The following is a 24,375-nucleotide window of genomic DNA, read 5'->3' on the forward strand; positions in this document are numbered from 1 at the left end:
GGGGAACTCCTGCCTGGAGCAACTGCGTGCGGGGCACGCATGGATGAGGACGTGAGCGTTCCGGTACGGCGGCAGCCCTCGGCCACGGGCATGCCGCATCCGTGCCGGAACGTGCCGGGCGGGCGAGCCTCGACCGTGGCATTGCGCCCGCCGGCGGAATCAGGAAGCCCGGCGGTTCTCCTCGTCGGCGAGGACCGTGGAGAGCCGCCGGTCGGCGACACGGAACGCCAGCCACAGGTCCGCCTCCGCGTTCGCCGCGTGGAGGAGGTCCAGGCCGAGCACGCCGCCGATGCGGACGAGCCGTTTGCGCGCGCCGGGCACGCTCAACGACAGGGCCGACGCGGCCGCCGCGAGGCGCGCGTCGTGGTCCAGCCAGACGCGCAGCGTGCGCGCGTCCGGCCCGCCGATGCCGCCCGCGAGCGGACGCAGCCCGGCGTGCGCCCACTCCTGCAGTGCGGGCAGACCGAGCGGCAGCCGGTGCGGCTCGTCGCCCGGAACCGCCGTGCGGGACGCGTCGTTGCGTCCCCCCGCGGAGCCGAGCGGACGATCCCGGCCGGCCGGGTCCACGGCGCCGAAGGCGTCCGAGGCTCCGTGCCGGACCAGCGCGTGGACGCGCAGCGCGAGCGACAGTTCCGCGCGGTCGTCGACGCGGGCCAGATCGCGGCCCGCCAGCCGTTCGACGAGCCGCAGCCGCCCGCTGAGGGTGTTGCGGTGGATGCCCAGCCGTTCCCCGGCGCCGCGCCGGGTCGCAAGCCAGACGTCCAGGGTGTCGAGCAGGTCGGCGCCGTCCGGGTCGCTGCGCCGCCGGGCCTCGTGCCGGGCGAGCGGGGAGAGGACCCCGTCCGCCCAGGCCGCGGCCTGACGGGCCATCAGCAACTCGGGGTCGAGCCACGCACAGAACCGCGCGTAGCCCTCCGGCGCCAGTCCGGCGGCGGAAAGCGCGTGCCGTGCTTGGGCGTAGCCCACCGCGGCACGCGTCATGTCCACCACCGGGGAGACACCGATCCGGGTCCGCGGGTGGCGCCGGGTCAGTTCCCGGACCACCCCCGGAAGCGCCGGGTCGGTTCCGCCGGGCGAGGGGGCACCCGGGCGGATTCCGGACACGGACGCGCCGACGGCGGGCAGGAGGGCCACGAGCGACGCCGCGTCACCGGGACTCCGTACCACCCACGCCGGCGGATCGCCGCGGTCGAGCAGGTCGGCGATCGCGTCCGGGTCGGCGTCGCCGCACGCGACGACCGCCACCCGGGCCGCGGCGGGCAGCGGAGCGCCCATCGCCTCGGCCATCGTGCGTGCCGCGACCGCTTGGCCGCCGCACAGCAGGTCCCACACCGCGCGGCGCTGGCGCCGTTCGGTGTCGTCGATGATGCGGACCGCCTCGGCCAGCTTCCGAGACGCCCACCGGGCGTATTCCCGGGCGTCGCCGGGCACGTCGCGCCTTATGGCCGCCCGGAGTTCGGACGAGGCGGCGGCGGGTGTCCGAGTCGGCTCAGGCGCCACGCGCATGCCATCTCCCTCGGGCCGGGGCGGCGATGCGATCCGGTCGGGCCGGGCCGCACCGGATCCGCCGTTGTCGCTTCCGGTCTTGCCGGGTATCACCGTCGCTCCTGTCCCGGGCCCGTGCCTACCGGGAAGATCCGCAAAATCCCGAGGGGGCGCCGAGGGCCTCCTGATGGAATGTGCGAGGGTCCCCGGCCGTTGGGGCCCGGAAGCAGCCGGAATCCCGCACGAGGACCGAGTATCGATAGTCCGGTGGTGACCAAAAAAGGCCGAGCCGGGTACCCGTTCCCGGTAAACTTGCCGGTAACTTCGTGGTCGGCCAATCCGATGAGCACGGCGCACAGGGAGTTGGGGACATGAGCGCGGCCGACCGCGAGAGCCCGTTGCCGCACAGCCTGCTCAACACGCCCGCCATGCGCCGGGCGTGCGCCGAACGCGACATCGGGGCGATCTTCATGCTCGCCCGCGACCACGCCGGCCTCACCCAGAGCCGACTCGCGCGACTGTGCGAAATGACCCCGAGCCGGGTCGGCGACTACATCCGCGGCCGCGCCCGGGTCCGCCAGCAGCACGTCGTCGAACGGGTCGCCGACGCCCTGCGCATCCCCGGCGAACTCCTCGGCCTCGCCCCCCGCCCGTGGGAGGACGGCGAATCCTTCGACCCCGAATCCGTTCCCCCGGCACTGCGCCCCAAACTCGCCGACAGCGTCGTCGAACTCGAACTGTTCATCGCCATCGACGTCGACAAGGACGGCTGGGTCAACCTCACCTACCGGCACACCGTCCTGAATCTGACGGACCGTCCACTCACCAGGTTCGCCCGGGAGTTGTGGTTCGAGCACGGCGAAGGCCCGCTGGACATCGCCGCGCTGCCCACCGCCCGCCACCAGATAGCCGTGGAACGCATCCACGACGCCGGCACCCTCGCCAAGTTCGCCTGCCGCGTCTCGCCGCCCGTCCCCCCCATGGGCAGCGCGACCATCGCCTACCGCTGCACCGGCGGCCGTTTCGTCGACGCGCACTACTGGCGCCAGGCCATCACCCGGGCCACGCTCCGCCTCACCATCGACGTCCACCAACGCGGTCTCGCCGCCTTGCGGGACGTCGCCGCGCTGGAAGAGCATCCGGACGGGGCCACCCAGTCGATCGACGAACACGTACGCTGGTCGGTCGACGGTGACGAGGTGGACATCACGTTGGGGCGTGAGGACCTGAAACCCAACCAGTTCGTCACCCTGCATTGGGAGGTTGCCCGTGGTGGCGGGTAGGGGGGAATCCGGTGCCGCGCGTGCCCGCGAACTGCGGGACGCGCTGGAGGGTGTCATACGTGCGTGGCACCGCATGGAAGTGGAACGTGGCGGCCCCGGCATCGTCGAATTCGACTGCGTCCCGCCCGCACCCGGCACGCCGCCCGTGCCCGCGGCCGCCGACCGCATGGAGGTGTACGAGCGGCTGACCGCCCTCGCCGCCCCGATCGCCGCCGACGCCCACCCGGCCGTCGCCGCCCGCCTGGGCGCCGACCTCGCCTACCTCGGCTCCCGCCTGGGCGAACGCCCCGACCTGGACGCCTACATCCGGGCCACGCAAGGCTGCGGCGCGGCCGGCTGGCCCGAGGACTACGTCGCGGAACGCGGCGACGCCGTCCGCACCCGCCTCGCCGCACACGGCATCGCCTGGGACGCGGGCACCGAAGACGCCCTCCGCGGCCTCGAAGAGCCCCTCCCCGCCGACGAAGCCGTCAAGGCGATCCTCGCGGCCGTCGCGGACCACGAGCCCGCGGTGCGCAAAGCCGTCGGCTCCGAAGCGCCCTACCGGCTGTCCGTCGAGTGCGTCGACGTCGACGAGTACTGGGCGTACTGGCTCGACGGCGCCGGACAGCACGTCCGCCTGCGCATCAACCCGCGCAACGCCCGCTTCACCAAGGTCGGCGCCCGCCAGTTCGCGCTGCACGAGGTCCTCGGACACGGCCTGCAGTGCGCCGCCTTCGCCGACCGCTGCGGCCGCGAGGACGTGCCGTGGGTGCGGATGATCTCCGTGCACGGGCCCACCCAGGTCCTGCTGGAAGGGCTCGCGCAGGCGCTGCCGCTGTTCGTGGTGCCCGACGACGCGGTCCTCGGCACCCGGGTCAGGCTCGATCACTACCTCCAACTGGTCCGTGCGGAGCTGCACATCGCGGTGAACTCCGGCGCTTCGGTGCGGGCCTGCGCGGCACACGCGCGGGCCCGGGTGCCGTTCTGGACGGACCGGCACATCGCCGACGTCCTCGCCGACCGGGGCAGCGATCCCCGGCTCCGCTCCTACCTGTGGGCCTATCCGGCCGGCTTCGACTGGTTCGTCCGCCTCGCCGACGCGGACACCGCGGTGATCACGGAGGTGCTGCATGCCGCTTATCGGGACCCCCTCACACCCGGGGGACTCGGCCGGCTCCACCCGGGCGGACCGCCGATCGGCGGACCCGGACCGGCTGTTCGTCTACGGGAGCCTGATGTTCTCCGAGGTGCTGACCGTGCTGCTGGGGCGGATACCTGACCGCGGCCCCGCGCGGGTGCCCGGCTGGCGGGCGGCGGCGCTGCCGGACCGGGTGTACCCGGTGCTGGTCCGCGACCCGTCCGCCGACGTGGCGGGCATCCTGCTGACCGGAGTCACCGCGGCCGAGTGGGACGTCCTCGACGCCTACGAGGAAGACCTGTACGACCTGGTCCGCCTGCCGCTGGACGGCGGCGGCCATGCGTGGACGTATGTCGCTCCCGACGGCGCGGACACCCCTGCCGAGTCGTGGTCGGCCGAGGAGTTCGCCGGACGGCACCTGCCCGCGTTCGTCGCCGAATGCCGGGTGTGGCGGGCGGCGTTCGCGGACGGTTCCGCCGCCTCCTGACCGGTCCGGCCGGAGCCGCGGGGTCAGCTCGCCAGCAGCCGTCGGCGCAACTGCTCCTGGTGGGCGCGCGCCGCCAGCGCCGCCTCCGCGTCCGGCGCACCCACGGCGGAGTAGGCGCCGAGGACGAACGGGCTGAGCCCGTAGGCCTCTTCGGTGTCCTGGACCTGCAGCCAGCAGTAGTGCGCGTTCTGCACGAGCCGCCACGCCCACCGGTCGGGAGTGTCGGCCCGGGCGACCTCGGACTCCTGCTCGACGCGGGCCATGGCGGCCTGCGCGAACAGGGTCACGGCCTGCTCGGTGGACCCGGCCCGGAGCGCGGCGTAGGCGTGCACCTCGCGGGCGGCCAGGGTCGCGGACGGGTCGCCTTGCGTGGCGGTTTCTCGAGCGAACACGTCGGCCAACTCCATGGCGAGGGCGGGATTGTTGACGTCGAGCGCGGCGCGGATGGTGCGCAGGCTCGCCTGCTGGTCGCGGGTCGGCGCCGGCGTCGACGCGTCCCTCGGGCTCGGGACGGACGGCACCGCCGCGGTGGGGCTTTCGACTGCCGGGCTTTCGACCGCGGGGCCTGCGACCGGCGGGATTTCGACTTCAGGAGTCTCGGCTTCGGGCATGCCGGTTTCGGGGACCCTGACATCGAGGCTGTCGACATCGTGTGCCGCGACTCCGGCGACCGGGAGTCCGGGGTCGTAGGCCTTGGGCGCGCGGTAGGGCTCGGACGCGGTGTACGGCTCGGACATCGGCGCGGCCGCCGGAACCGGAGCCTGAGCCGGTGTGGGTGCGGGGGTGGCAAGCGGTCGGGGATCGTGCGTCGGCTCGGCCGGCTTGCGCCGCTTCAGGACGCGCCGCGACTTGGCCGGCGGAATCGGCGGCGCCGCTTCGCCGACCTCCCCGTCCGGGCTGACCACGAGCGGGAAGACCGTGCCGTCCGCCTCGATCGCCTCGGCACGCACCGGCCGCCCCAAGGACTGCGCGGTGCGCGCCACCATGGCGATCGCGGCCTCGCGCGGCGACTCGCCGGGCGCGACCTCGACGGGCTCCCCGGCGACCGTGAAGCCGTCCCCGGTGACCTCGATGGTCAACACCGGCCAGCCGGGAACGACAGGGGACTCTGGCATCGCATGCTCCGCGAGTGAGAGGACGGGGGGTGTGCCGCGGCATCCGCGAGGCACCCGCGCCGACGGCGAAGTGCCCGGAACCGAAACGGGCTTCCTCATTCGTTTATACGCCGGGCCGCGGCGGGCATCCGGGGTGCCGCGTGATCTGGCTCCCGCCCCGCGCTCCCCGCGTCCGGCAGGCCGCGGAGCGCGGAGCGCCCTACTCGCCCGGGACGGTGCCCGGCATCATCTGGTCGTCGGAGGAGCCCTCGCCCGGCGCCGCACCGGCCGGGTCCGAGGCCGGGGGAGCGGACGCCGGAGCCGAACCGGCAGGCGCCGAGGCACCCGGAGCCGGGCTCGCCCCGCCCGACGGCGCCGGGCTCTTCGGCTTCCCCGGGCACACCGGTTCGCTCTTGGCCAGCATCAGCGCGGGCTCGCCGCGGACCACCGTGGTCACCACGACGCACGCGTCGGCGGCCGCCGCCGGACCCGAGAAGACCGCCACCAGTTCGCCGTTGTCCACCAGCACACGGTCCAGGAGGTCGCCCGCCGGGGTCTGCGACGCGGCGAAGTACCCGACCACGCCGTCCGTGCGCTCGGGAGCCGACCAAGTCACCTGGAGCCGTCCCTCGTACGCCGCGGCGGCGACGTCGCGCGGCTGGAGCGCCGCGAGGTTCTGCGGGTCGACGGCCACCGCCGCGGCCTGGCTCGGCGCGGGCGGCGGGGGTGCCTCCTTCGGGTCGTCGGCCAGGACGAACACCGCGGCGACCCCGGCGAGGAGCAGCACCGTCACCACGACCGTGACCTTGAACCACAGCTTGCGCCACGGCGGCAGCTGCTCGTCGGGCCACAGCGGCTCGGCGGCGGCGGACTGGTCGAAGTCCCAGCCGAAGAGTTCCTCGGCATCCGGATCGGCCGGGTTCCGGGGCGCCGCCGGTACCGGGCGAGGGGCGGGCGCCTCCGGCGGGTCGGGAAGCCCGACCGGCGGCGGTGCCATGGGCATCCGGTTGAGCGGCACGGGCGGCGGCTTCAGCAGGTTCGGGGCCGCCGTGGCCGCGGGCGCCGACCCGACCAGGGCCGCAGCTTCCGCACGCGCCTCGTCCAACGCCTCGAACCACAGCGGCGGACTCAACACCGGTTCCGCGTAGCCCGGGGCGCCCGAGGGAGGTTCGGGGTACGCCGGGCCGGTGTAGGACGGTTCGGTCATCGTGCGGGTCTCCATATCGCCTGTCCCCTCGCGTTCTCCGCCCGCAGCACCGCGCCCGCAGTACCGCCGTCCACCGCAGCGCCGTTCCCGGCGTCGTGCCCGCCCGTTCCGCTCACCGCCGCCGCAGCGTCGCCACGACCGTGCGCGGGGACAGCGCTCGCACCAGCCGCGTGCGGCGCTTCTCCCTGCCGTCGGCGCGGCGCACCGCGTGCTCGACGTCGGTGCAAATGCGCCACGCGTCGTCGGCTTCCTTGCCCGTCACGTCGCGGTCGGCATAGCTCGCCTCGTTGACCAACGTGCTCAGGCCGAAGACCCGTTCGGCCAGCTCGGCGGGCAGACGCTCGGCGCCGAAGTCGGCGACCTCGCGTACCGTCCGGGCCTCCGCGTGCGGCATGCCCAGGTCGCCGAGCCGGTCGCCGATCTGCCGCCACGCGCCGAACACCCGGGCGCCGGGCGCACCACGGCGGCGCCGGCGGCGCAACGTGCCCGGTGCCGCCGCGGCCACGCCCACATGGGAGACCGCCAGCGCGGCCAGCGCGGCGATCGGTGCGGCCCACCACCACAGGGGAGTGGACCCGTCCTCGGGCGCGTCGGCAATCGGGCTCACCACGCCCTCGGGGCGCTGCTCCTGGGCGATGTCGCGGTCCTTGTCGGAGCGCGACGGCGGCGGCGGGGCGGACGGCGGTGCGGCGGTCGGCGGGACCACCGTGCTCTGGTCGTTCTTCGGGCTGCCGGACCGGCCCGCCTCGCCGGGCGTCGGGTAGAACGGCACCCAGCCGACCTGCTCGAACTCCACCTCCGGCCAGGCGACCACGTTGCCGCTGTCCACGCGCCACGATCCGTCCGGCAGCTGGGTGCCCCGGGAGAAGCCGACCACGACGCGGGTCGGCAGGCCCAGGGACCGGCCCAGGACGGCGAACGCGGAGGCGAACTGCTCCGAGGTGCCCTCCTTGCTGGACTCCAGGAAGAAGCGCAGGTTGCGGTATGAGTGGCCGGGCACGGCGGTGATGTCGTAGCGGTTGTTGGCGCGCAGCCAGTCCGCGAGCTTCAGCGCCTGCTGGTACGGGAACTGACTGCCCTGGGTCGCCTTTTCCGCGATCTTGCGGAACTCCTCGACCATCGGGATCGGCTCGGACGCGGGGTCCAGGTCCGGCAGTTGGGCGTAGGCCGGGTCGGACGCGGTGGCCAGGTACTGCAGGCGGTCCGGGTCGAATGTCGGGACCTGCGACTCCACCTGGTAGGTCAGCCCCGGGTGGAGCCCCGACCCGGTGGCGACCGCACCGCTGGTCGGGTCGACCGCGAGCGCCAGGCCCTGCGCCGTGACGCTCGCCGGGCGGTCGGCGGCCGGCAGCCACACGCCGTCCAACTGGTCGAGCGTGACGCGCTGCTTGGTGCGCTTGGTGACGGGGCTCTGCCCGTCGTCGGGCACCCGTCCGCCGGTGGGCCGCAGCCCGCCGACCGGGTACCACGTGGTGCCGTCGTACCGGTCGAGCACCGTCAACCGCCAGTAGCGGTCGGGGTCGGCGGGGCCGGAAACGGTGAACAGCGGCTGGTCGGGGGTAAGCAACCAGGCCGAGATGCGGTCGAGCGGGTTGACCCCGGAAAGACGCACCGGCGGCGGCGCCGCGACGTTGTCCCGCAGATCCGGCGGCGTGCCGACGCCGGGCGCGTGCGGGGCGGCAAAGCCCGCCGCGACCGCGAGGAGGGCGACCCAGGGGACGCCGACCAGCAGCGTCCGCCACGGCGAACGGCGGCCCGGCGCACGGCAGACGAGCAGCAGGCCGGCCGCGCCGATGGCGGCGGCGGCCGCGGTGACGCCGTGGCCCGGCGCATCCGTCGACAGCGCGACCGGGACGGCGAGCATCAGCACACCGGGCAGCGCGGGCAGCGCGGTGCTGCCGGAGCGCAGCGCGGTCTCGGCACCCGCGAAGGCCGCCATCCACACCGTCGCGGACACCAGGACGAGCAGTTCGGGATGGTCCGGGGCGGGCAGGACGGTCGTCAGCACGCCGCGCGGCGCGTCCAGCAGGTCGGCGCTCATCCGGCGCAGCAGCCCGGGCGTGGGCAGCATGTGCGCGTACGCCCGGCTCCGGTACGTCGACGCGGACACCGCGACCACCCAGGCCGCCAGCGTCAGCACCAGCGAACCGAGCAGCGGACGCGGCCGGTTGGCGGGGCGCCCCGCGGCGTTCCACAGGGCTGCCACGAGCACCGGGACGATCGCCGAGACGGCGACGGTCGGGACGATCGCGGACAGCCCGAAGACCGGGTGGTAGGCGATCCCGCCCGCCGCGGCGAGCGCCGCCACCGCGGGCAGCGACCACAGCCGCCGCCGCCACAGCGTCGCGGCCGCGCCGCGCTGCCGCGGCTTGGGGGCGCGGTCCCAGTCGACCGGGCTCTTGGCTGCCCCCGCCTGGGTCGGGACGACGACGGTGTCCGCCGCTCCGTCGAAACTCATGTGCGCACCTCACCGCGTCCGTTGCGGAAGCGGCGCCGCGGTGCGCGCGCCGCACTGCCTCCGCTCATGCCATGGCCTCCCGCCGCCAGGCCGGGACCAGATCGTCGAGCCGGTCCAACAGCACCGTGCGGACCCCGGACACGCTGTCGCGGCCGTCGCCGGAGCGGACGACGATCAGCCGGTCGAACCGGCCGCGGAGCCGGGCGAGCCGGTCGGCGGGCAGCGGCAGCACGGTGCCGGTCACGACGACGAGGGTGTCGCCGCCGCGGATCCGCTCCAGCGCGTCGAGCGCGTCGGCGAGGCCGCGCTTCTCCTCGGGGTCCACCAGGGCCAGGCGGTCCAGGATGTGGTCGGCGTCCTGGTGGTTGTCGCCGAGCGGCAGCAGCCCGGCGGAGGTGATCACCCGCATGGGGAAGCGGCTGCGGGCCACCGCCTCGACGACCGAGCCGACCGCGTCCACCGCGGTCTCGAACGACTCGCGGTCGGTGTATCCGGCACGGCCGGAGTCCAGCACGACCACCGTGGTGGGCAGGCTGACGTCGATCATCCGGCGCACCATCAGCGTTCCGGTGCGCGCCGACGAACGCCAGTGCACCCGGCGCAGGTCGTCGCCGAGCACGTACTCGCGCAGCGAGTGGAAGGTCAGGGTGCCGTCTTCGGCGGTGTCCGAGGTCGGGCCCTCCAGGTGGTGCGTGCGTCCGGCGGGCAGCACCGGCAGGGTCACCGTGCGCGGGCGCACCAGCAGACTCTCCACGTCGCCGCATTCCCGCACCCGGCGGGCCAGCCCCAGCGGGTCTCCGCGGACCAGCAGCATCGGGCCCACGTCGACGGTGCCGCGGCGGTCGGTGGGCAGCCGGTAGCGGGCCCGGACCTCGCAGCCGGGCGGCACGGGCGGCAGGTCCACCGGGAGCATCGGCCGTCCCGCGACCCGGTCCTCGGCACGCAGGCCGCGCAGGGTGCGCGAGCCGGTGTTGGCCAACACCACGACGCCGTAGGCCGGATCGGTCCGCGCGACGCGTCCCGGGACCACCTCGCGCCGGGTCTCGACATCCGGCACCTTCACCGTCCACAGCAGCGCGGCGGCCACCGCGGCGAGCGCGGCGAGCCCGAGGACGACCGCCTCGGTGTAGCCCAGGCCCCAGCCGAATCCGCAGCCGAGCACGCCGGTGCCCAGCACCGCGTACCCGGCCGGGGTGAGCCGCGGCCCGGCCGGCGGCGGGGCGGGCCGCGCCGGATCGGTCGGCCGCCGCAAGGGCTTCACCTGCGGGCCCCCGCGAGGCCGCCGACGACGGGCGTCGGCACGACGGACAGGATGTCGGCGAGCACCGCTTCCGCGGTCCAGCCGGACAACTCGGCGTCCGGGGACAGGAGCAGACGGTGTGTCAGCACAGGCTCGGCGAGCGCCTTGATGTCCTCGGGCAGCACGTGGCCGCGTTCCTGGGACGCCGCCCGGACCTTCGCCGCGCGGATCAGGGAGACGCTGCCGCGCGGTCCCGCGCCGAGGCGGACGTGCGGGGAGGTGCGGGTGGCCTGCGCGATGCGGACCGCGTAGTCGACGACCGGTTCCGCGGCCTGCACGCGGTTGCGCGCGACCTCGATGAACTCGCCGATGTGGTGCGCCGCGGCGATCGCGGGGAGGGTCTCGACGACCGGTGTTCCTACCGCCCCGGCCGCCACCCGGATTTCGGAGCGGGTGTCCGGGTAGCCGACGGTGATGCGCATGAGGAACCGGTCGAGCTGGGCTTCCGGCAGCGGGTAGGTGCCGGACATGTCGACCGGGTTCTGCGTCGCCACCACCATGAACGGCCGCGGCACCGGGTGCGCGACGCCGTCGACGGTGACCCGGCCCTCCTCCATGACCTCCAGCAGCGCGGACTGCGTCTTGGGCGACGCCCGGTTGATTTCGTCGCCGATCACGATGTTCGCGAACACCGGGCCGGGCAGGAACTCGAACGCGTTGGTGGTCTGCCGGAACATCGACACGCCGGTGATGTCCGACGGCAGCAGGTCGGGCGTGAACTGCACGCGCTGGCAGGTCGCGTCGAGCGACGCGGAGATCGCGCGGGCCAGGGTCGTCTTGCCGGTGCCGGGGACGTCCTCCACCAGCAGGTGGCCTTCGGCGAACAGCGCGGTCAGCGCCAGCTCGACGACCTCGCGCTTGCCGGTGAGGACGCGTTCGACGTTGTCGGCGAGGGCGTGGAAGCACTCGCGGAACAGCCGCAGCGCGTCGGGCGCGTGGTAGGCGACGCTCGGGCCGGCCGGGGTGCCCGCGTCGGCCGGGGGGCCGGGGACCGGGCCGCCGACGGGCGCGGGGTGCGGGTTCGTGCTCACGGTGCTCCTACGGTGGTCGTCGGGCCGCCGCGTCGGCAGCCCACCGGGATGGCCGGCCGGCGAGGCCGGCGGAGAAGACTCGGCGGATTCGGCAGATTCGGCGGATTCGGCAGGGTCGGCGAGCGAGGCGTGCCGTGCCGCACTCGGGAGCGCGCGGCGGGTCAGGCCGCGGGCAGCGTGCTCCGGTCCCCCGGCCGCACGCCGCCCGCGCCGTCCCCGCGGGCCGGTGTCAGGCAGGAGCCACCGCCCCGCGGTGCGCCGCCGGCCGTCACATCGTCGGGACGGAGCCGTTGCGGCGTGGCGGCACGATGGCGGCGGCGTTCGCCACCGGGCCGCCGCCGCCCCCGGGCTCGCCGGGGGACGGGGTCGGAGGATAGGGCGCGGTCCCGGGCGTCTCCGGCGGAACGGTCAGCGAAGCGGTGACCTTGCCGCCCCAGGACAGCGACACGGTGAGCGTCGCGGTCGACGAACTCGTGGTGCCGGCCGCGTTCTTCGCCGCGACCTTGAAGGTGTACGAACCGGCGCCGCCGCCCACACTGAACGTGATCGACGTCGACGTCGTCGTCGCACTGCCCTTCGTCGGCGCCGCCGCGGCCAGCACGTCCATGCCGTCGGCGACCTCCGGGAAGTTCATCGCGGGCGGGTCGGCGACCAGCTGCGGAGCCTCCCCGCCGGCGAAGTCGACCGGGGTCAGGAGACCCGAGCCGTCGCCGGCCAGCGCGGCGCCGGACGTCGAGCGCTTCGCCGTCCAGGACGCGGTGTAGGTGACCTTCTCGCCGGCGGTGTTCGCCGGCGGCTTCCACGACACCTTGACCTTGCCGCCGGACACCGCACTCGCCGCCAGGTTCAGCGGCTTGCCGGCCGCGACACACGGCCGGACGCCTGTCGAACTCGGCGAGTTCATGGTGCCGCCCGGGTAGTCGGCGATGATGAAGAACTTGTACTCCTTCTCGCACGATCCGCCGGTCACCGTGAAGATGAACGGACCCTTCGCCGGGATCGACGCCGGGCTGACGCCCATGCCGGCAGTCAGACCGGCGAGCCGGTACCGGGTCGGCGTGGCGCCGGAGGCCGGCCTGACAGTGACGAAGATCTTCCCGGCCTGCGACTGCACCTTCGGGGCGCCCGGAGCCTTCATCGGCGGCGTGCTCGGCTTGGACGTCGTGGTCGTGGGCTTCGGCGACGTCGTGGTCGGCTTGGCCGAAGTCGGCTGCTGGGTGGGCTGGGTCGTCTGCGCCGGCGGCGTCGTCGGGGGGTTCGGCTGGGTGGGTGCCGTCGTCGCCGCGGGCGGCGTCGTGTTCGGCGTGCCGGGTCCCGGATCGGTCGGCTGCCGGGTCGGCAGCGGGATCTCCGGCAGCGACGGCACGGGCCGGTCGGAGGGCCGGGACGGACCGGGGTCGGACGGGGTGTTGTCGTTCCCGTTGTTTCCGGTGCCGCCGGTGTTCCCCGTGTTGCCGGTGTTCCCGGTGTCGCCCGGGAGGTCCCCGCCGACCGGCGGGTCCGCCCCCGGGGCCGTGGCGTCGGGAGAGCCGCTCGCGCTGCCCGACGGCGCGTCGCCCGAAGGCGATTCCTTCCCGGCGGTCGGGTCGCCGCCCGTCGGCGCGTCGTCCGACGGGCTCCCGGTGGCGGTGACGCCGCCTTCCGGGACGCTCTTGCCGGGCGTCGGCGCGGCCGAACCCGAAGCGGTCGAACCGGGCTTGGGGCCGTTGGTGTCGAACTTGCCGATGAGGTGGATCTGGCCCTGCACGTTGACCACCGCGGCGGTCGCGCTGTTCGGGGCATTGACCCACAGGAGCCCGTCGCGGACGTACGCCTCCAGCGGTCCCGGCACGCCGGTGACCTTCAGCTGCGGCTCGAACTCGTTGCGGACGGTGTTGTAGACCGCCAGCGAACCCGTGGTCCGGTCCGGGATGTAGACCTTGGCGCCGAGCACCTGCGGCGGACCGAAGTCGTGGTCGCCGAGCTTGAGCGGCACCGCGGACACCGAACCGGAGTCGATGTCGATCAGCGTCAGAACACCCGTGTCGGCCGCCAGGATCGGCACCAGCGGGCCTTCACTGCGGCCGGGCGCCTGGAGCTTGTCCGCCTTGCCCTTGGTGAGTTCGCTCGGCAGCGTGACGGTGCGCTCGATACCGGTGCCCGACACCACGAGCAGCCGGCCGCCCACCACGTCGGTCACCACCGGGCGGCCCGAGGCGAGCGTGAGCATCAGGGCCCCGCCCGGCTCGGCCACCTTGATGGGTGCGCCGGGCTGCGTGGTGAACGGCACGAGCTGGCCGGTGGCGGGTACCGGGATCCACAGCGTCCCGCTCGGGTCCGCCTGCGCGGTGCCGAGCGGACGGGCGCCGACCGGGACGGGTGGGCCGAGCGGCGCAAGCGCCACCGGGTCGATCGCCTGGACCTCGCCCTTGGCGGCGTCCACCAGCCAGGCCTTGCCGCCGCCGCTGAACACCTGGGAGCCGGCCTGGAAGTCCGCGGTCTGCGGCACCGTCAGCTGGGCCGGGTCGATGCGGCTGACCTTGCCGGTCGTGGTGTCCATGACGAGGACGCTCTTGCCGTCCTCGCTCACCTGGAGCTGCGAGTTGCTGTTCTTCGGGAGCTGCACACGCCCGTCGACCTGGCCGGTCAGCCCGTTGACGTGCGAAATGCTGGACTTGCCGTCGCTGGCCAGCCAGGCACCGATGTCGGACAGGTTCGGGTCCGCGCCGGCCGCGCCCATGCCGGCCACGACCATGCCGGCCACCAGCGCGCCGGCCGCGCCGAGCGCGACGGCCGTGGTCGTCCGGCCGCTGCCCAGCCGCAGCGAACTGCGCAGGCGGCGGGGGAGAATACGCGGCATCAGACTGCGTCCTCCTTGGAGTGCGGGCCAGGCGGGCAGAGGCGTAGAGGCCCGGTCACCTGGTTCCGGTGATGCCCTCCAGCTTGGTGGGACGCCCGGCCGCGGGGCTATCCCGCGCACGCGCGCCGGGCGCGGCTTTGGGATGACCGGGATGCGAAGTGAAACCGGAAAGGACACGGAGCGCCGACCCGAGCCGGCTCCATTGACGGCCGCGCGGACGCTGTCCCAGGGTGGGGCGCGGTAGTGAGGGGAGGACGCCGTTGAGCGCGACGACCAAGCGGCGGGGGCCCAATCCGCACGCGGAGATGCAGGCGCTGGGCGCGTTGATCGGGGTGTTGTTCCTCGGTTGCGTGGTGGCGTGGGCCGGGGCGTGGATCGGGACGGGTGAGGGGCAGGAGAACCCGCCGGGATTCCCCCCGGTGTTGGTCGTGCTCCTGGCTATGGACAAGTACCAGTGGCCCGGCGCGACCGCGACTGCCGCGGTGTTCGTCATGTGCGCGGTGGTGGCTGCGGCCGGTGTGGGCATCGGCGTGTCGGTCGGTCTCAAGCGCCGTCGTGAGGTGTTGGTGGACCGGGCTGCGCCGTATCTGGCGCAGAAGCGGGAGTTGGCGGCGATCACGACGAAGGGTGCGTCGAACACGGCGCGGCGGCTGGGTCTGCCGGGTCTGGATCCGCCGGGTGTGCAGATCGGTCGGATGGTGCGCGGCAGTGCCGATCTGTGGGGCACGTGGGAGGACATGCACGTGGACATCTGGGGTCCGCGTACCGGCAAGACCGCCACCCGGGCCATCCCCAACATCGTGGCGGCCCCCGGGCCGACGGTGGTGACGTCCAACAAGCGCGACGTGGTGGATGCGACGCGGTACTCGCGGATGCGGCGCGGCCGGGTGTGGGTGTTCGACCCGCAGGCGCAGGCCGGGGAGCCGCCGAGCTGGTACTGGAACCCGCTGTCGTATGTGGGCGACAGCATCGTGCGCGCGGTGAAGATGACGAGCCGGTTCTCGTCGATCAACCGCCCGGACCATGCGCGCAGCGACGCGTATTTCGAGCCGGCGGCGGAGGACCTGATCAGCAACATGCTGCTCGCGGCGTCGTTGGACAGTCTTCCGATCACGCGGGTCTACACGTGGCTGACGCGGCCGACGGACGACACTCCGGAGCGGATTCTGCGGGCGTTCGGGCACGACATGTCGGCGGATGCGGTGGAGAACGTGATCACCGCGCCGGACCGGCAGCGGGCGGGTGTGTACGGGACGGCGGCGCAGATCATGTCGTTCCTGATCGCGCCGGGTATCGCCGAGTGGGTGACGGGCGGTTCGGATCCGAGCCGTCCGCATTTCGACTACCTGTCGTTCGTGAAGGAGGGCGCCGACACGATCTACCTGTTGTCCGAGGAGACGAACAAGATGGCCGCGCCGCTGGTGCTGGCCTTGACGGCGGCGTTGGCGGAGGCGGCGGAGAACGAGGGGATCGCGTCGCCCGGCGGGCGTGTGGACATGCCGATCCTGTTCGTGCTGGACGAGGCGGCGAACGTCTGCCCCTGGAAGGGCCTTCCGGACAAGTACTCGCACTTCGGTTCGCGTGGCATCGTGATGATGACGATCCTGCAGTCGTGGGCCCAGGGCGCGGCGGCGTGGGGCGACACGGGCATGGCGAAGCTGTGGGGCGCGGCGAACGTCCGCGTCTACGGCGGCGGCGTCTCCGACACCAAGTTCCTCGGCGACCTGTCCTCGTCCGCCGGCATCTTCGAACCGTTGACGAAGTCGACAAGCGGCAAGGTGCACGACTTGTTCGACAAGAGCGTCTCGACCGGCTCGCGCTCCGAACCGATCCTGGACGTCCCCGACTTGGCGTCGATGCCGCGCGGCCGGGCGCTGGTGCAGTACAGCGGCACCCGGCCGACGCTCGTGAAGCCCGTGCCGTGGTGGGAAGGCCCGTACGCGGACGAGATCCGCACCTCCCTCGCCTACTTCGAACCCGGCGGAACCGGGGGCCCGCTGAGCCCCCAGTCGGAGATGCCGGAAGAACTGCGGAAGACGGCATGAGCATCTTCGACAACGGGCCGGACGGCGGCCCGGAGGTATCCGAACTCCCCGAAGTGCCACCCGAGGCCCCGACCGGGCTGCCGGCCGACGAGCTGTCCGAGCCCGAGCCCGAGCCCGGCCAGGACGAGGACGACGGCGGGCTGGTCTTCACGTCGCTGGACAGCTTCGTCACCGACTACATCGGGCAGATCCTGTGCCGCCGGCTCAACCGCGCCACCGCGATCTGGTGCCCCGAGTGGTGGCGGCACCCCGAGGCCCTGGTGCGGCTCAGCGCGATGTGGCGGGCGTTCGAATACCTGCGCGTCGACGCCGCTTTGGGCATGTCCACGTTCTGGCTCCACCACGCCGACCCGCACATGCGCGTCCTCATGGACCCGGAGTTCGGGCCGTTCGCGCTCTGCGACCCGCGGGAAGGCCACGCCGTACGCGAGCTGGAGCCGCTGCCCATGGCCCCGTCGCCCCCGGAGATCTGGGACCACCCGGCCTACCGGCTCGATGCGAGCGACGTGGCCGGCGGCGACGCGGGGGTCGAATCGGATCAGCCGCCGTCCGCGCCCACCGGATACACCAAGGACCTGGGAATGGCCGCCGACTACTGAGCCCCCGCGGTCTACCGAGCCGCGGAAGCCGGAGCGGCGGGGGACTGCTGCGGTGCGCCGGGGACGGCGGGGGGGACGAGGAAGGCGGTGGCCTTCTCCTCCTCCTTGCCCTGGTCCTCGACCACGGTGAACAGCGCCACGCCGTCGTGTGTCACGAGATCGGGCAACTGCGTGCCCTCGGGCAGCGGTTCGATGGCCTTCGTGGCGATCTTGACGGCCACCGGGTCCGGCGTCTCGTCCTGGTCGTCGCGCAGGGTGCCGTAGGCCGTACCGCCGTCGGTGAGCGCGTCGAACAGGATGCCTCGGTTGGCGTTGTCACCGCTGTAGCAGCGCGATGTGCCGGCGGACAGGTCGAAGAGCAGCGAACCGACGGCGACGTAGCGTCCCTGCGGGGACATGAGCACGGTGAGTTCCGGGTCCTCGTTCTTGTTCTCCGACTCCACACCGAGGTCGCATGCGGCGGACACCACGAGGGCGCCGGTGGCCAGATCGTGCAGCGCGTAGATGCTGCCGCTGTTGTCGTCGCGGTACCACTCGATGAAGACGGTGCTGCCGACGACCTGGACCACTCGGCCGCGGCTCGCTCCCTCCGGTGCCACGGCGGTCGACTTCCAACCCCCCTGGAGGCCGAACCGCATGTCGTTGCTGGCGGGTTGCTCGGTCGTCAGGATGCCCGCGGAAGTCGGGAGCGCCGGGACATCCTGCACGTCGCAGCCGTTCCGGTCGGTGGCGCAGGGGCGGTTTTCCGGTGCGGACACCGGGACGGGGGACACGGCGCCGGTGAGCGGATTCCACAGGGCCCCTTCGCGGACCCGCTTGCTGTCGTCCTCGGAGCCCGGGAACAGCACCCCGCCGTCGCCGACCACGGCCTGTGCGTTGTCCAGCCCGCCGGCGACCTCGCGCTCCAGGTGGGCGGTGGCCGGGACATCCCGGCCGCCCGCGTTCACCGGGAACGCGTCGACCACCACCAGGTCGCGGGCCCGGGCGATACCGGACGCGGGGACGACGCCGCGGCGCACGACGACCACGTACTCGCCGCGCGCCGTCGAGACGACGTGGAGTTCGGGCGTGCGCTGCTGGCTCAGCGGACTCAGCGGCTTGGACGACCACAGCACCGCGCCGTCGCCCGCCTTGCGGGCGATGACCGCCGGAAGCTGCGCGGCCGGGTCCTCCGAAGCATCCGCCGAGGGATCGGCGGCCTCGTCCGAGGACGGCGATTCCGCGGCCGAAGACGCTCCTTCGGGCGGACTCTCCTGCGCCGACAGGTCGACGAAGACGCCGGCCACCGGAGCCACCGCGTAGACCCGGCCGCGCTGGTCGGACTGCCAGGCGCGGGCGGTGTCGAAGCCGACGGGCACGTGCAGTTTCGAGGCATCGGCGGCTTCCGGCGCTTCCGTCGGGTTCACCGCGCCCGCCCCGCCGCCGTCGCCGGAACCACCGCCCAGGCAGCCGCTCAACAGCAGCGCGGCGACGGGCAGGGACGCCAGCCGGACGCCGTTCCGCACCCCGCGGGTCCGCCGTCGGCCCGGCTGCTTCGAAGTCGTGGTCATGGGCCCGTCCACCAATGTGCGCGCTCTTCCCATCGAAGGGGTGCGAGGCCGGATCGGGCGGGGCGCCCGCTCGCCGCCGGCGTCCGCGGGACCGGCGTCGGAAGCCGGTCGGGACGGCCTGGTCCGGCCTCCCAAATCAGGATCAACTCCGAGGTTTGACCGGGATATCCCGGTGACGCGTGCAGGGCCGCGCGTTCCGGATGGCGCCCCGGACAAGCCGTCCGTAACCTCGCAATCGCACGACTGTCAAAGCGTCCGGGAGTCCTCATGAGTGTGCGGGTGGGGCCTCGTGGCTAGGAAACCGCCAACTCCGGGGAACCCCTGGGTGGTATCGGCGGAGGAAGCGTCCGCTCCGGCGGACATCCCTGTGGAGGCCCGTCCGGTGCAGCGTTCCGCCTCCGTGCCGGTGCGCGGGCTCGTCGCTCCGATCCCGACCGGCGGCCTGCCGACGTGGGAGCCCGACGTGTCCCGCGGCGCACCGCCGTGGTGGTGGGTGCCGTGCCACGGCGGTTCGGGGGCGACCACGCTGGCCGCCGCGCTCGGCGGCGCCGACGCGGGCCCCCGTGGATGGCCACGCTACCCGGAAGGCATCCGGCCCGGCGTCGTCCTGGTCGCCCGCACGCACGCCGCGGGGCTGCAGTCGGCCCAACGTGCGGCACGCCAATGGGCGTCCGGAGCCGTCGGCGACGTCCGGCTGTTCGGACTCGTCGCGGTGGCCGACGCACCCGGCAAGCTGCCCCGCCAACTCCAGCAGTGGCTGAAGCTCGTGGCCGGCGGACTGCCGCACGTGTGGACGGTTCCGTGGCACGAGCCGTGGCGCCTCGGCGAACCGCCGTCGCCGGAAACGACACCGCGCCACGTCGCCAAGATCGCCCGCGACCTGCAATCCGCTGCCGAACACGTCGAAGGGGATACCCGGTGACTTCCCAGCAGCCCGCCGCGCCCGGGCCGGAGGTGCGGGCATGGCGGTGACCCAGAAGAAGCGCCCCGCCGCGGCCCACCTCCGGGTGAACGGCGTCGCCCCCGGCACCGCCGGGCCGCCCGGAGTGACGCTCGTCGGATCCTGCAAGTTCCCCGGCCTGGCGGGCACGTCCAAGCTGTACGAGTCCTACGACGCCTACCTGCGTCCGTTCGCGCTGCTCGGCTTCGCGGCATCGAACCAGTACACCGTCGTCCTCGAATCCGTCTCCGACGAGCACCGGGGCGTGGGTCCCGAGCAGTTCGACGCGTGGCTGGAGATGTGGGACCAGTCGATCGGGGCACTCTCCGCCAAGGTCGAACTCGCCGCCGCGGCCGTCACATTGGACGCCGTCGTGATCGACGGCGGGGAGACCGTGGAAGCAATCCCGCGCTGGGCCGCGGAGACCGGGGCGTTCGACTGGCTGTTCGCCGACCGGGAGCCCGAGGGATCCGGAAGGGTCCCGCTGCGCCTGCGCGCCCGGATCGCCCTGACGTTCTCCGCGCCCGGCGGCCGCGGGCGAGGCCGCGGAAACGCCGAGGAAATGGCCACCGAGATCGGTCGGCGGCTGCCCGGACTGTCCGCGGGCCTTCAGCTCACCGAGAACGGCCCGGCCCGGCCGCTCGACGCCGAGGAACTCGCCGAAGCGGTCCGCGTCGCCTACGACCCGAGTATCGCCGGATTGCTTGCGCAGGCACGCCGCGAAGGCGGCTCCGGAATACGCTGGGAGCAGGCCGGCCCGGTGGACTCGTCGAGCGAATGGGACCATTACCGGCACGACGGCGCCTATTCCGTCACCTGGGCGATGTCCCGCGTTTCCGGAGGCGACTTCTTCCCGTCGGTCCTGGCCCGCTGGCTGATTCCCGACGAGGAAATCATAGAAAAGCGCGCCACGCTGCTTTACGGCCCGCCCGCGCCCGAACCGGCCCCCGAGCCGGACGACGACGGTGCCGGCCGCGGCCTGCGGCGCGCCCGGCGTCCGGCCGCCGGCCCGAACCCGTGGCTGTCCGACGAACCGCGGATCACCCGCTACGGAATCCTGGCCACCGCGACCGTCGGCAGCCTCGAATCGTTGCCCGCGACCCGCTATGTCGTCCACGAACTCGGGCCCCGGGAGAGAGTTTTGCTCCGCCGTGTCTACGGTTCCCAGGCATCCGCTTTCGTGGCCGCGCTGCCACTCGGAGTAGTGGCGCCGGACCGGTTGACGCTGCCTCAGGCGAATCGGCCGGCCACCGCGAAGCGCCGTCGTCGCGGCGGTTCTTGACACGGCGCGGCGGGTCCGCGCCGAGGGCGCTGCATTCCGCGTGATCCGGCTTGTCCGGAAACCCTGCACCAGGCAATAGTTTCGACAGAGTGGCCCGTCGGAATTCGGGCCCGGGGGCATCGTCGGGCCACCCGCCGATGAGTGAAGATATTCGGAGGATGTCATGGCCGCATCGATGCTGGATCTCGGCATCCGGATTTATCTCGCGCTGCCCATGGCGCCGACGCCGAAGCCGTCCGGTGGTAAGGGCGGCGGCAGCGACACGACGACACCACTGGATCCGAGTGGCAACGTCAGCATCAAAGGCGGCTTCATGCAGAAGCTGCAAGACATGCTCGGCTGGGTTCAGTTGGGAGCTTGGACCGTCGTCATGCTGGGCCTCATCGGCTGCGGCGGGATGATGGCGTGGTCCTGGATCAGCGGCAAGGGCTTCCAGGCGCTCGGCCGGGTCGGCTGGGTCATCGGCGGCGCGGTGATCATCGGCAGCGCGACGTCGATCATCGACGCTTTCAATTAGCCCCGGTCTCCGCGGAGTAGCGCATGGCTGTGTTCCGGCGGACGGCCCGAGACCGTCGCCCTCAGAACGAAAGTCCGTTCCAGGCACGCGGGTTCGTGGCCGCCGTCGGGTTCATCGTCGCCATGGTCCTGTTCGGTGTGATCGCCGTCGTCAACGGGGGAGTCCCCGGCGCGGACGACGGCGGCACCGCCGACGACGGCGTGCCGTCGGCCGCCGCCGGAGACGATCAGGCCACCGACTCCGCCGCGTTGCCCGCGGCGACTCCGACATCGGCGCCGCCGCTCCCGTCGGCCGCTCCCGCGGCGCCGTGCCCGGCGCTCGACGCGAAGGACCGGACCGTGCCGACGCTGGCCCCGGACGGGGTGACGTGGTCCCTGTACCACCAGTCGCTGCTGCCGATGTCCGCGACCGCGGGCCCGGCACGTGCCGACGGCGACGCCGTGCGCTGCTTCGCCCACACACCGGTGGGCGCCTTGCTCGCCGCCGCGCAGGTCACGACGCGCTATTCGTTCTCGGACGACTGGCAGCTGGTGATGGACCGTTCGCTGGCCCCCGGGCCCGAGCGCGACGCGGCCCGCACCGCCCGCACCGCCGCCGAAGCCGCGGCCTCCGCTTCGCCGCGGGCCAACACCGGCACCGGCGGCACGGTCATGCAACTGGCCGGCTTCAAGTTCGTCAGCTACACGGAGGACACGGCTGTCATCCAGATGATGCGCGCCACCGACGGCGGACTGCACATGTCCAGCGCGCTCTACACGATCAAGTGGGTCGAGGGGGACTGGCGGTTGCAGCTCCAGACCGGTGGCAAGCCGGCCGCCATGGTCCAGGAGGAGTCGAGTTTGAGCGGCTTCGTGCCGTGGCAGGCCGGTGGTTCCTGATGACCGGCCGATCCGTCCGGCACGGCCGGCTCGCCCGGGGTGTCCTCGTGGTGCTGGCGCTGGCCGTCGCACTGCTGGCGCTTACTGGGACCGTCGGCGGACAGGCCCAGGCAGCGGGCGCGCGATCCGTGCCGATGGCACCGCAGGACATCATGCCGTCGGACGAGAACTGCCAGCAGTCGTCCGGTGCCCTCCGGACCGAGGACGACAACCAGTGCTACGCCGACAAGTTCGACGAGTACGGCGACAACAAGGAGAACGGCTGCGACGGCTGGGGTGAGCCGACCGGCTTCTGCCAGAGCAAGGCCGCGGAGATGGGGAGCCCGAGCTGGATCAAGGACTTCCCCGGCTGGGTGAAGTACCAGGTCTTCGACATGGCGCGCAGCGTCTTCACCTGGTGGGCCACGCTCGGCGATCCACAGCTTCAGAAGAGCGACGGCGGCGCGAACGGCACCGTCGGCTACATCACGCAGTACACCAACATCGTCGTGTACTTCTTCCTGATCCTGTCGGTGCTGATCGCCGTGATCCGGCTGGCGTTCGCGCGCGACGGCAAGCCGGCCAAGGAACTCTTCAAGTCCCTGGTGACGTTCACACTCGTCTCGGGACTCCTTCTGCTCTTCGCGGACATGATGATCAAGACGTCGCGGGCGTTCTTCGACTACATCATCCGCACCGGCATGGGCCGGCCCAGTGAAACTGCGACCACCGCGCTGACCACCGGGATCTGGGAGATGCTCGCCGGGATCAACAGCGGCGACGACTTCCATCTCCTCGACGTCGTCGGCGGGATCATCATCATCTGCGTGTCGCTGGTGCTCTACGTGCACATGGTGATCCGGTACTTCCTCATCATCTACTACGTCGGCACCATGCCCCTCATGGCGGCCGCGGCCGCGCTGGGAGAGAGCGGCAAGCAGGCGCTCAAGGACCAGATGATCCGCCTCGGGGTGTGGATCTTCATCCTGGACCTGATGGGGCTGATGCTGGTCATCGGCTATCGCGAGATCCTCATCGGCACCAGCAACACGGCGCTGACCGGGGCCGCGGCGACGTGGCGCGGGCTCATCGTCCTGGCGCTGATCACCATGGTGCTGCCCGCGACGATGCGGGCGGCGGCACCGTTCATGTCGCACGCCGCCGGGTCGACCCAGCAGACCGCGGGCGCCGCCCGGGCCGGTCTCGCGGTCGGCGCCCTGGCGGTCGGCGGCGTCGCGTGGGGTGTGGCGCGCGGCCTCGCGGCCACGGGAGCGCGCGGTGCCGCTGGTGCGGCGGCAAATGCCGCAGGTGCCGCGGGCGGCACCGGCGGCACCGGCGGCGTGGCCGCAGCGGCGGCCGGTGGAGGCGATGCCGGCGGAGGCGGTGGAGGAGCGGCCTTGGTGCGCGGAGCCGGCGGCGCCCCGGGAGGTCCCGGTGCGGGACGGGCCCGGGCCGGCCAACCGCCCGGCCCGGCCAACCCCGGCGTCCGCGCGCGAGCCGGGCAGCCGCCCGGTCCCGCCAACCCGGGGGTCCGGGCGCGCGCCGGGGCAGGCGGCGGAGCGGGCGGCGGTCCCGGCAACCAGGCCGGCGGCGGGGGAGTGCTCGCGCACCCGGCCGGCGCGGTCGGCGATGCCGGCAGCCCGGCGGACCTCGCGGCCGGAAACCTGGGGCAGAGCGATCCGCGTGTCGGCCTGCCGGACCCGCTGCCCCGCGGTGAGGTCGGCACCCACGCCTACCAGGGCCCGGACGGCAGCACCAGCGATGCCGCGGTCCTCGTCGACGCGGGCGAGAAGAAGATCCAGTGGTTGCACGCGCAAGGAGATACGAGCATGAGCAGCGCCGACTACGAGGCTGTCGAATCGGCGCACAATGCCGCGCAGAAGCGTTCGGACGATGTGCTCGCCAGGGCCTCCGGCGCGGGTCAGGCCCAACTCGTGCAGGTCGGCCAGTACCTCCAAGAGCGCGGCTTGAACCGCATTGACAACCCGATCACCCCCGCGGAGGCGGAGCGGGCGTCGCGCAACGGCACGCTGCCGTCCTTGCTGAACGCCCGCATGGGTCTCGGTGGTTCGGGCGGTACAGGCGACACCGGGGGCGGAGCCGCGATGCCGCCGGGTCCGGGTGGTGCCGGCAGGGCACGTCCTCCGGCCCCTCCGACGGCGTAGGAGACGCACATGTCCGAATCCGACGTTCGTACGTACGGGAACTGGCGTAAGCCGACGTCTCCGGGCTTCGGCAAGCTGGGCATGGGCGGATCGCTCGTGGTGCTCGGCGGCCTGGT

General features: G+C 73.3%; 18 protein-coding genes. 10 read left to right on the forward strand and 8 right to left on the reverse strand.

Annotated elements, in window-relative coordinates; genetic code table 11:
• Positions 1-159: 159 nt before the first annotated feature.
• On the reverse strand, positions 160-1,506 hold the full coding sequence (locus ACPA54_RS24205; RefSeq protein ID WP_423533021.1) for a PucR family transcriptional regulator: 1,347 nt from the start codon (positions 1,504-1,506) through the stop codon (positions 160-162).
• A 350-nt stretch (positions 1,507-1,856) separates the two neighbouring features.
• Between ACPA54_RS24205 and ACPA54_RS24210 the strand changes: the two genes are divergently transcribed.
• From ACPA54_RS24210 to ACPA54_RS24220, 3 genes are all read left to right on the forward strand, one after another.
• Complete coding sequence (locus tag ACPA54_RS24210) at positions 1,857-2,768, forward strand: helix-turn-helix domain-containing protein (protein WP_423533023.1); 912 nt, start codon at positions 1,857-1,859, stop codon at positions 2,766-2,768.
• Between the two features lie 73 nt (positions 2,769-2,841).
• Complete coding sequence (locus ACPA54_RS24215) at positions 2,842-4,029, forward strand: hypothetical protein (protein ID WP_423533025.1); 1,188 nt, start codon at positions 2,842-2,844, stop codon at positions 4,027-4,029.
• Positions 3,986-4,375: a gamma-glutamylcyclotransferase family protein gene (locus ACPA54_RS24220; protein ID WP_423533026.1), complete on the forward strand. Its 390-nt coding sequence runs from the start codon at positions 3,986-3,988 to the stop codon at positions 4,373-4,375. The genes ACPA54_RS24215 and ACPA54_RS24220 overlap by 44 nt, the downstream gene beginning before the upstream one ends.
• Before the next feature lie 23 nt (positions 4,376-4,398).
• Here the strand turns inward: ACPA54_RS24220 and ACPA54_RS24225 are convergent, their stop codons facing one another.
• From ACPA54_RS24225 to ACPA54_RS24250, 6 genes are all read right to left on the reverse strand, one after another.
• Entirely contained in the window at positions 4,399-5,490 is a 1,092-nt protein-coding gene (locus tag ACPA54_RS24225) for a hypothetical protein (protein ID WP_423533028.1), read from the reverse strand.
• A gap of 199 nt (positions 5,491-5,689) precedes the next feature.
• On the reverse strand, positions 5,690-6,676 hold the full coding sequence (locus ACPA54_RS24230; protein WP_423533030.1) for a hypothetical protein: 987 nt from the start codon (positions 6,674-6,676) through the stop codon (positions 5,690-5,692).
• A 112-nt stretch (positions 6,677-6,788) separates the two neighbouring features.
• Positions 6,789-9,134: a transglutaminase TgpA family protein gene (locus ACPA54_RS24235; protein WP_423533032.1), complete on the reverse strand. Its 2,346-nt coding sequence runs from the start codon at positions 9,132-9,134 to the stop codon at positions 6,789-6,791.
• A 64-nt stretch (positions 9,135-9,198) separates the two neighbouring features.
• The gene (locus ACPA54_RS24240; protein WP_423533034.1) at positions 9,199-10,386 is read right to left on the reverse strand and encodes a DUF58 domain-containing protein; all 1,188 of its coding nucleotides are present in this window, start codon (positions 10,384-10,386) and stop codon (positions 9,199-9,201) included.
• Positions 10,387-10,391: 5 nt separating this feature from the next.
• Complete coding sequence (locus tag ACPA54_RS24245; RefSeq protein WP_423533036.1) at positions 10,392-11,465, reverse strand: AAA family ATPase; 1,074 nt, start codon at positions 11,463-11,465, stop codon at positions 10,392-10,394.
• Between the two features lie 268 nt (positions 11,466-11,733).
• Positions 11,734-14,304, reverse strand: coding sequence for a hypothetical protein (locus ACPA54_RS24250; RefSeq protein ID WP_423533038.1), 2,571 nt, complete (start codon positions 14,302-14,304; stop codon positions 11,734-11,736).
• A gap of 260 nt (positions 14,305-14,564) precedes the next feature.
• On the opposite strand from ACPA54_RS24250, the gene ACPA54_RS24255 reads away from it, so the two are divergent.
• Positions 14,565-16,349 (forward strand): TraM recognition domain-containing protein, encoded by a 1,785-nt coding sequence (locus ACPA54_RS24255; protein WP_423533040.1) that lies wholly within the window; start codon positions 14,565-14,567, stop codon positions 16,347-16,349.
• Positions 16,346-16,948, forward strand: coding sequence for a DUF4913 domain-containing protein (locus ACPA54_RS24260; RefSeq protein ID WP_423533042.1), 603 nt, complete (start codon positions 16,346-16,348; stop codon positions 16,946-16,948). The genes ACPA54_RS24255 and ACPA54_RS24260 overlap by 4 nt, the downstream gene beginning before the upstream one ends.
• 11 nt (positions 16,949-16,959) lie before the next feature.
• Here the strand turns inward: ACPA54_RS24260 and ACPA54_RS24265 are convergent, their stop codons facing one another.
• Positions 16,960-18,498, reverse strand: a complete 1,539-nt coding sequence (locus ACPA54_RS24265) for a hypothetical protein (protein ID WP_423533043.1) — start codon at positions 18,496-18,498, stop codon at positions 16,960-16,962.
• A gap of 382 nt (positions 18,499-18,880) precedes the next feature.
• Between ACPA54_RS24265 and ACPA54_RS24270 the strand changes: the two genes are divergently transcribed.
• The 5 genes from ACPA54_RS24270 to ACPA54_RS24290 all read left to right on the forward strand — a co-directional run bounded on the left by ACPA54_RS24270 (position 18,881) and on the right by ACPA54_RS24290 (position 24,259).
• The gene (locus ACPA54_RS24270) at positions 18,881-19,420 is read left to right on the forward strand and encodes a DUF6668 family protein (protein ID WP_423533045.1); all 540 of its coding nucleotides are present in this window, start codon (positions 18,881-18,883) and stop codon (positions 19,418-19,420) included.
• A 40-nt stretch (positions 19,421-19,460) separates the two neighbouring features.
• Complete coding sequence (locus ACPA54_RS24275) at positions 19,461-20,720, forward strand: SCO6880 family protein (RefSeq protein WP_423533047.1); 1,260 nt, start codon at positions 19,461-19,463, stop codon at positions 20,718-20,720.
• 163 nt (positions 20,721-20,883) lie between these two features.
• Positions 20,884-21,237, forward strand: coding sequence for a hypothetical protein (locus ACPA54_RS24280; protein WP_423533049.1), 354 nt, complete (start codon positions 20,884-20,886; stop codon positions 21,235-21,237).
• Between the two features lie 95 nt (positions 21,238-21,332).
• A complete protein-coding gene (locus ACPA54_RS24285; protein ID WP_423533051.1) occupies positions 21,333-22,115 on the forward strand; it encodes a DUF8175 domain-containg protein in 783 nt (260 codons plus the stop codon).
• Positions 22,115-24,259 carry a hypothetical protein gene (locus tag ACPA54_RS24290; RefSeq protein WP_423533053.1) on the forward strand — a complete coding sequence of 715 codons (2,145 nt, stop codon included), beginning with the start codon at positions 22,115-22,117 and terminating at the stop codon, positions 24,257-24,259. The genes ACPA54_RS24285 and ACPA54_RS24290 overlap by 1 nt, the downstream gene beginning before the upstream one ends.
• Positions 24,260-24,375 lie beyond the last annotated feature (116 nt).

The sequence above is a fragment of the Uniformispora flossi genome, from assembly GCF_049534875.1.
In the GTDB taxonomy this organism is placed as follows: Bacteria; Actinomycetota; Actinomycetes; order Streptomycetales; family Streptomycetaceae; genus Yinghuangia; species Yinghuangia aomiensis.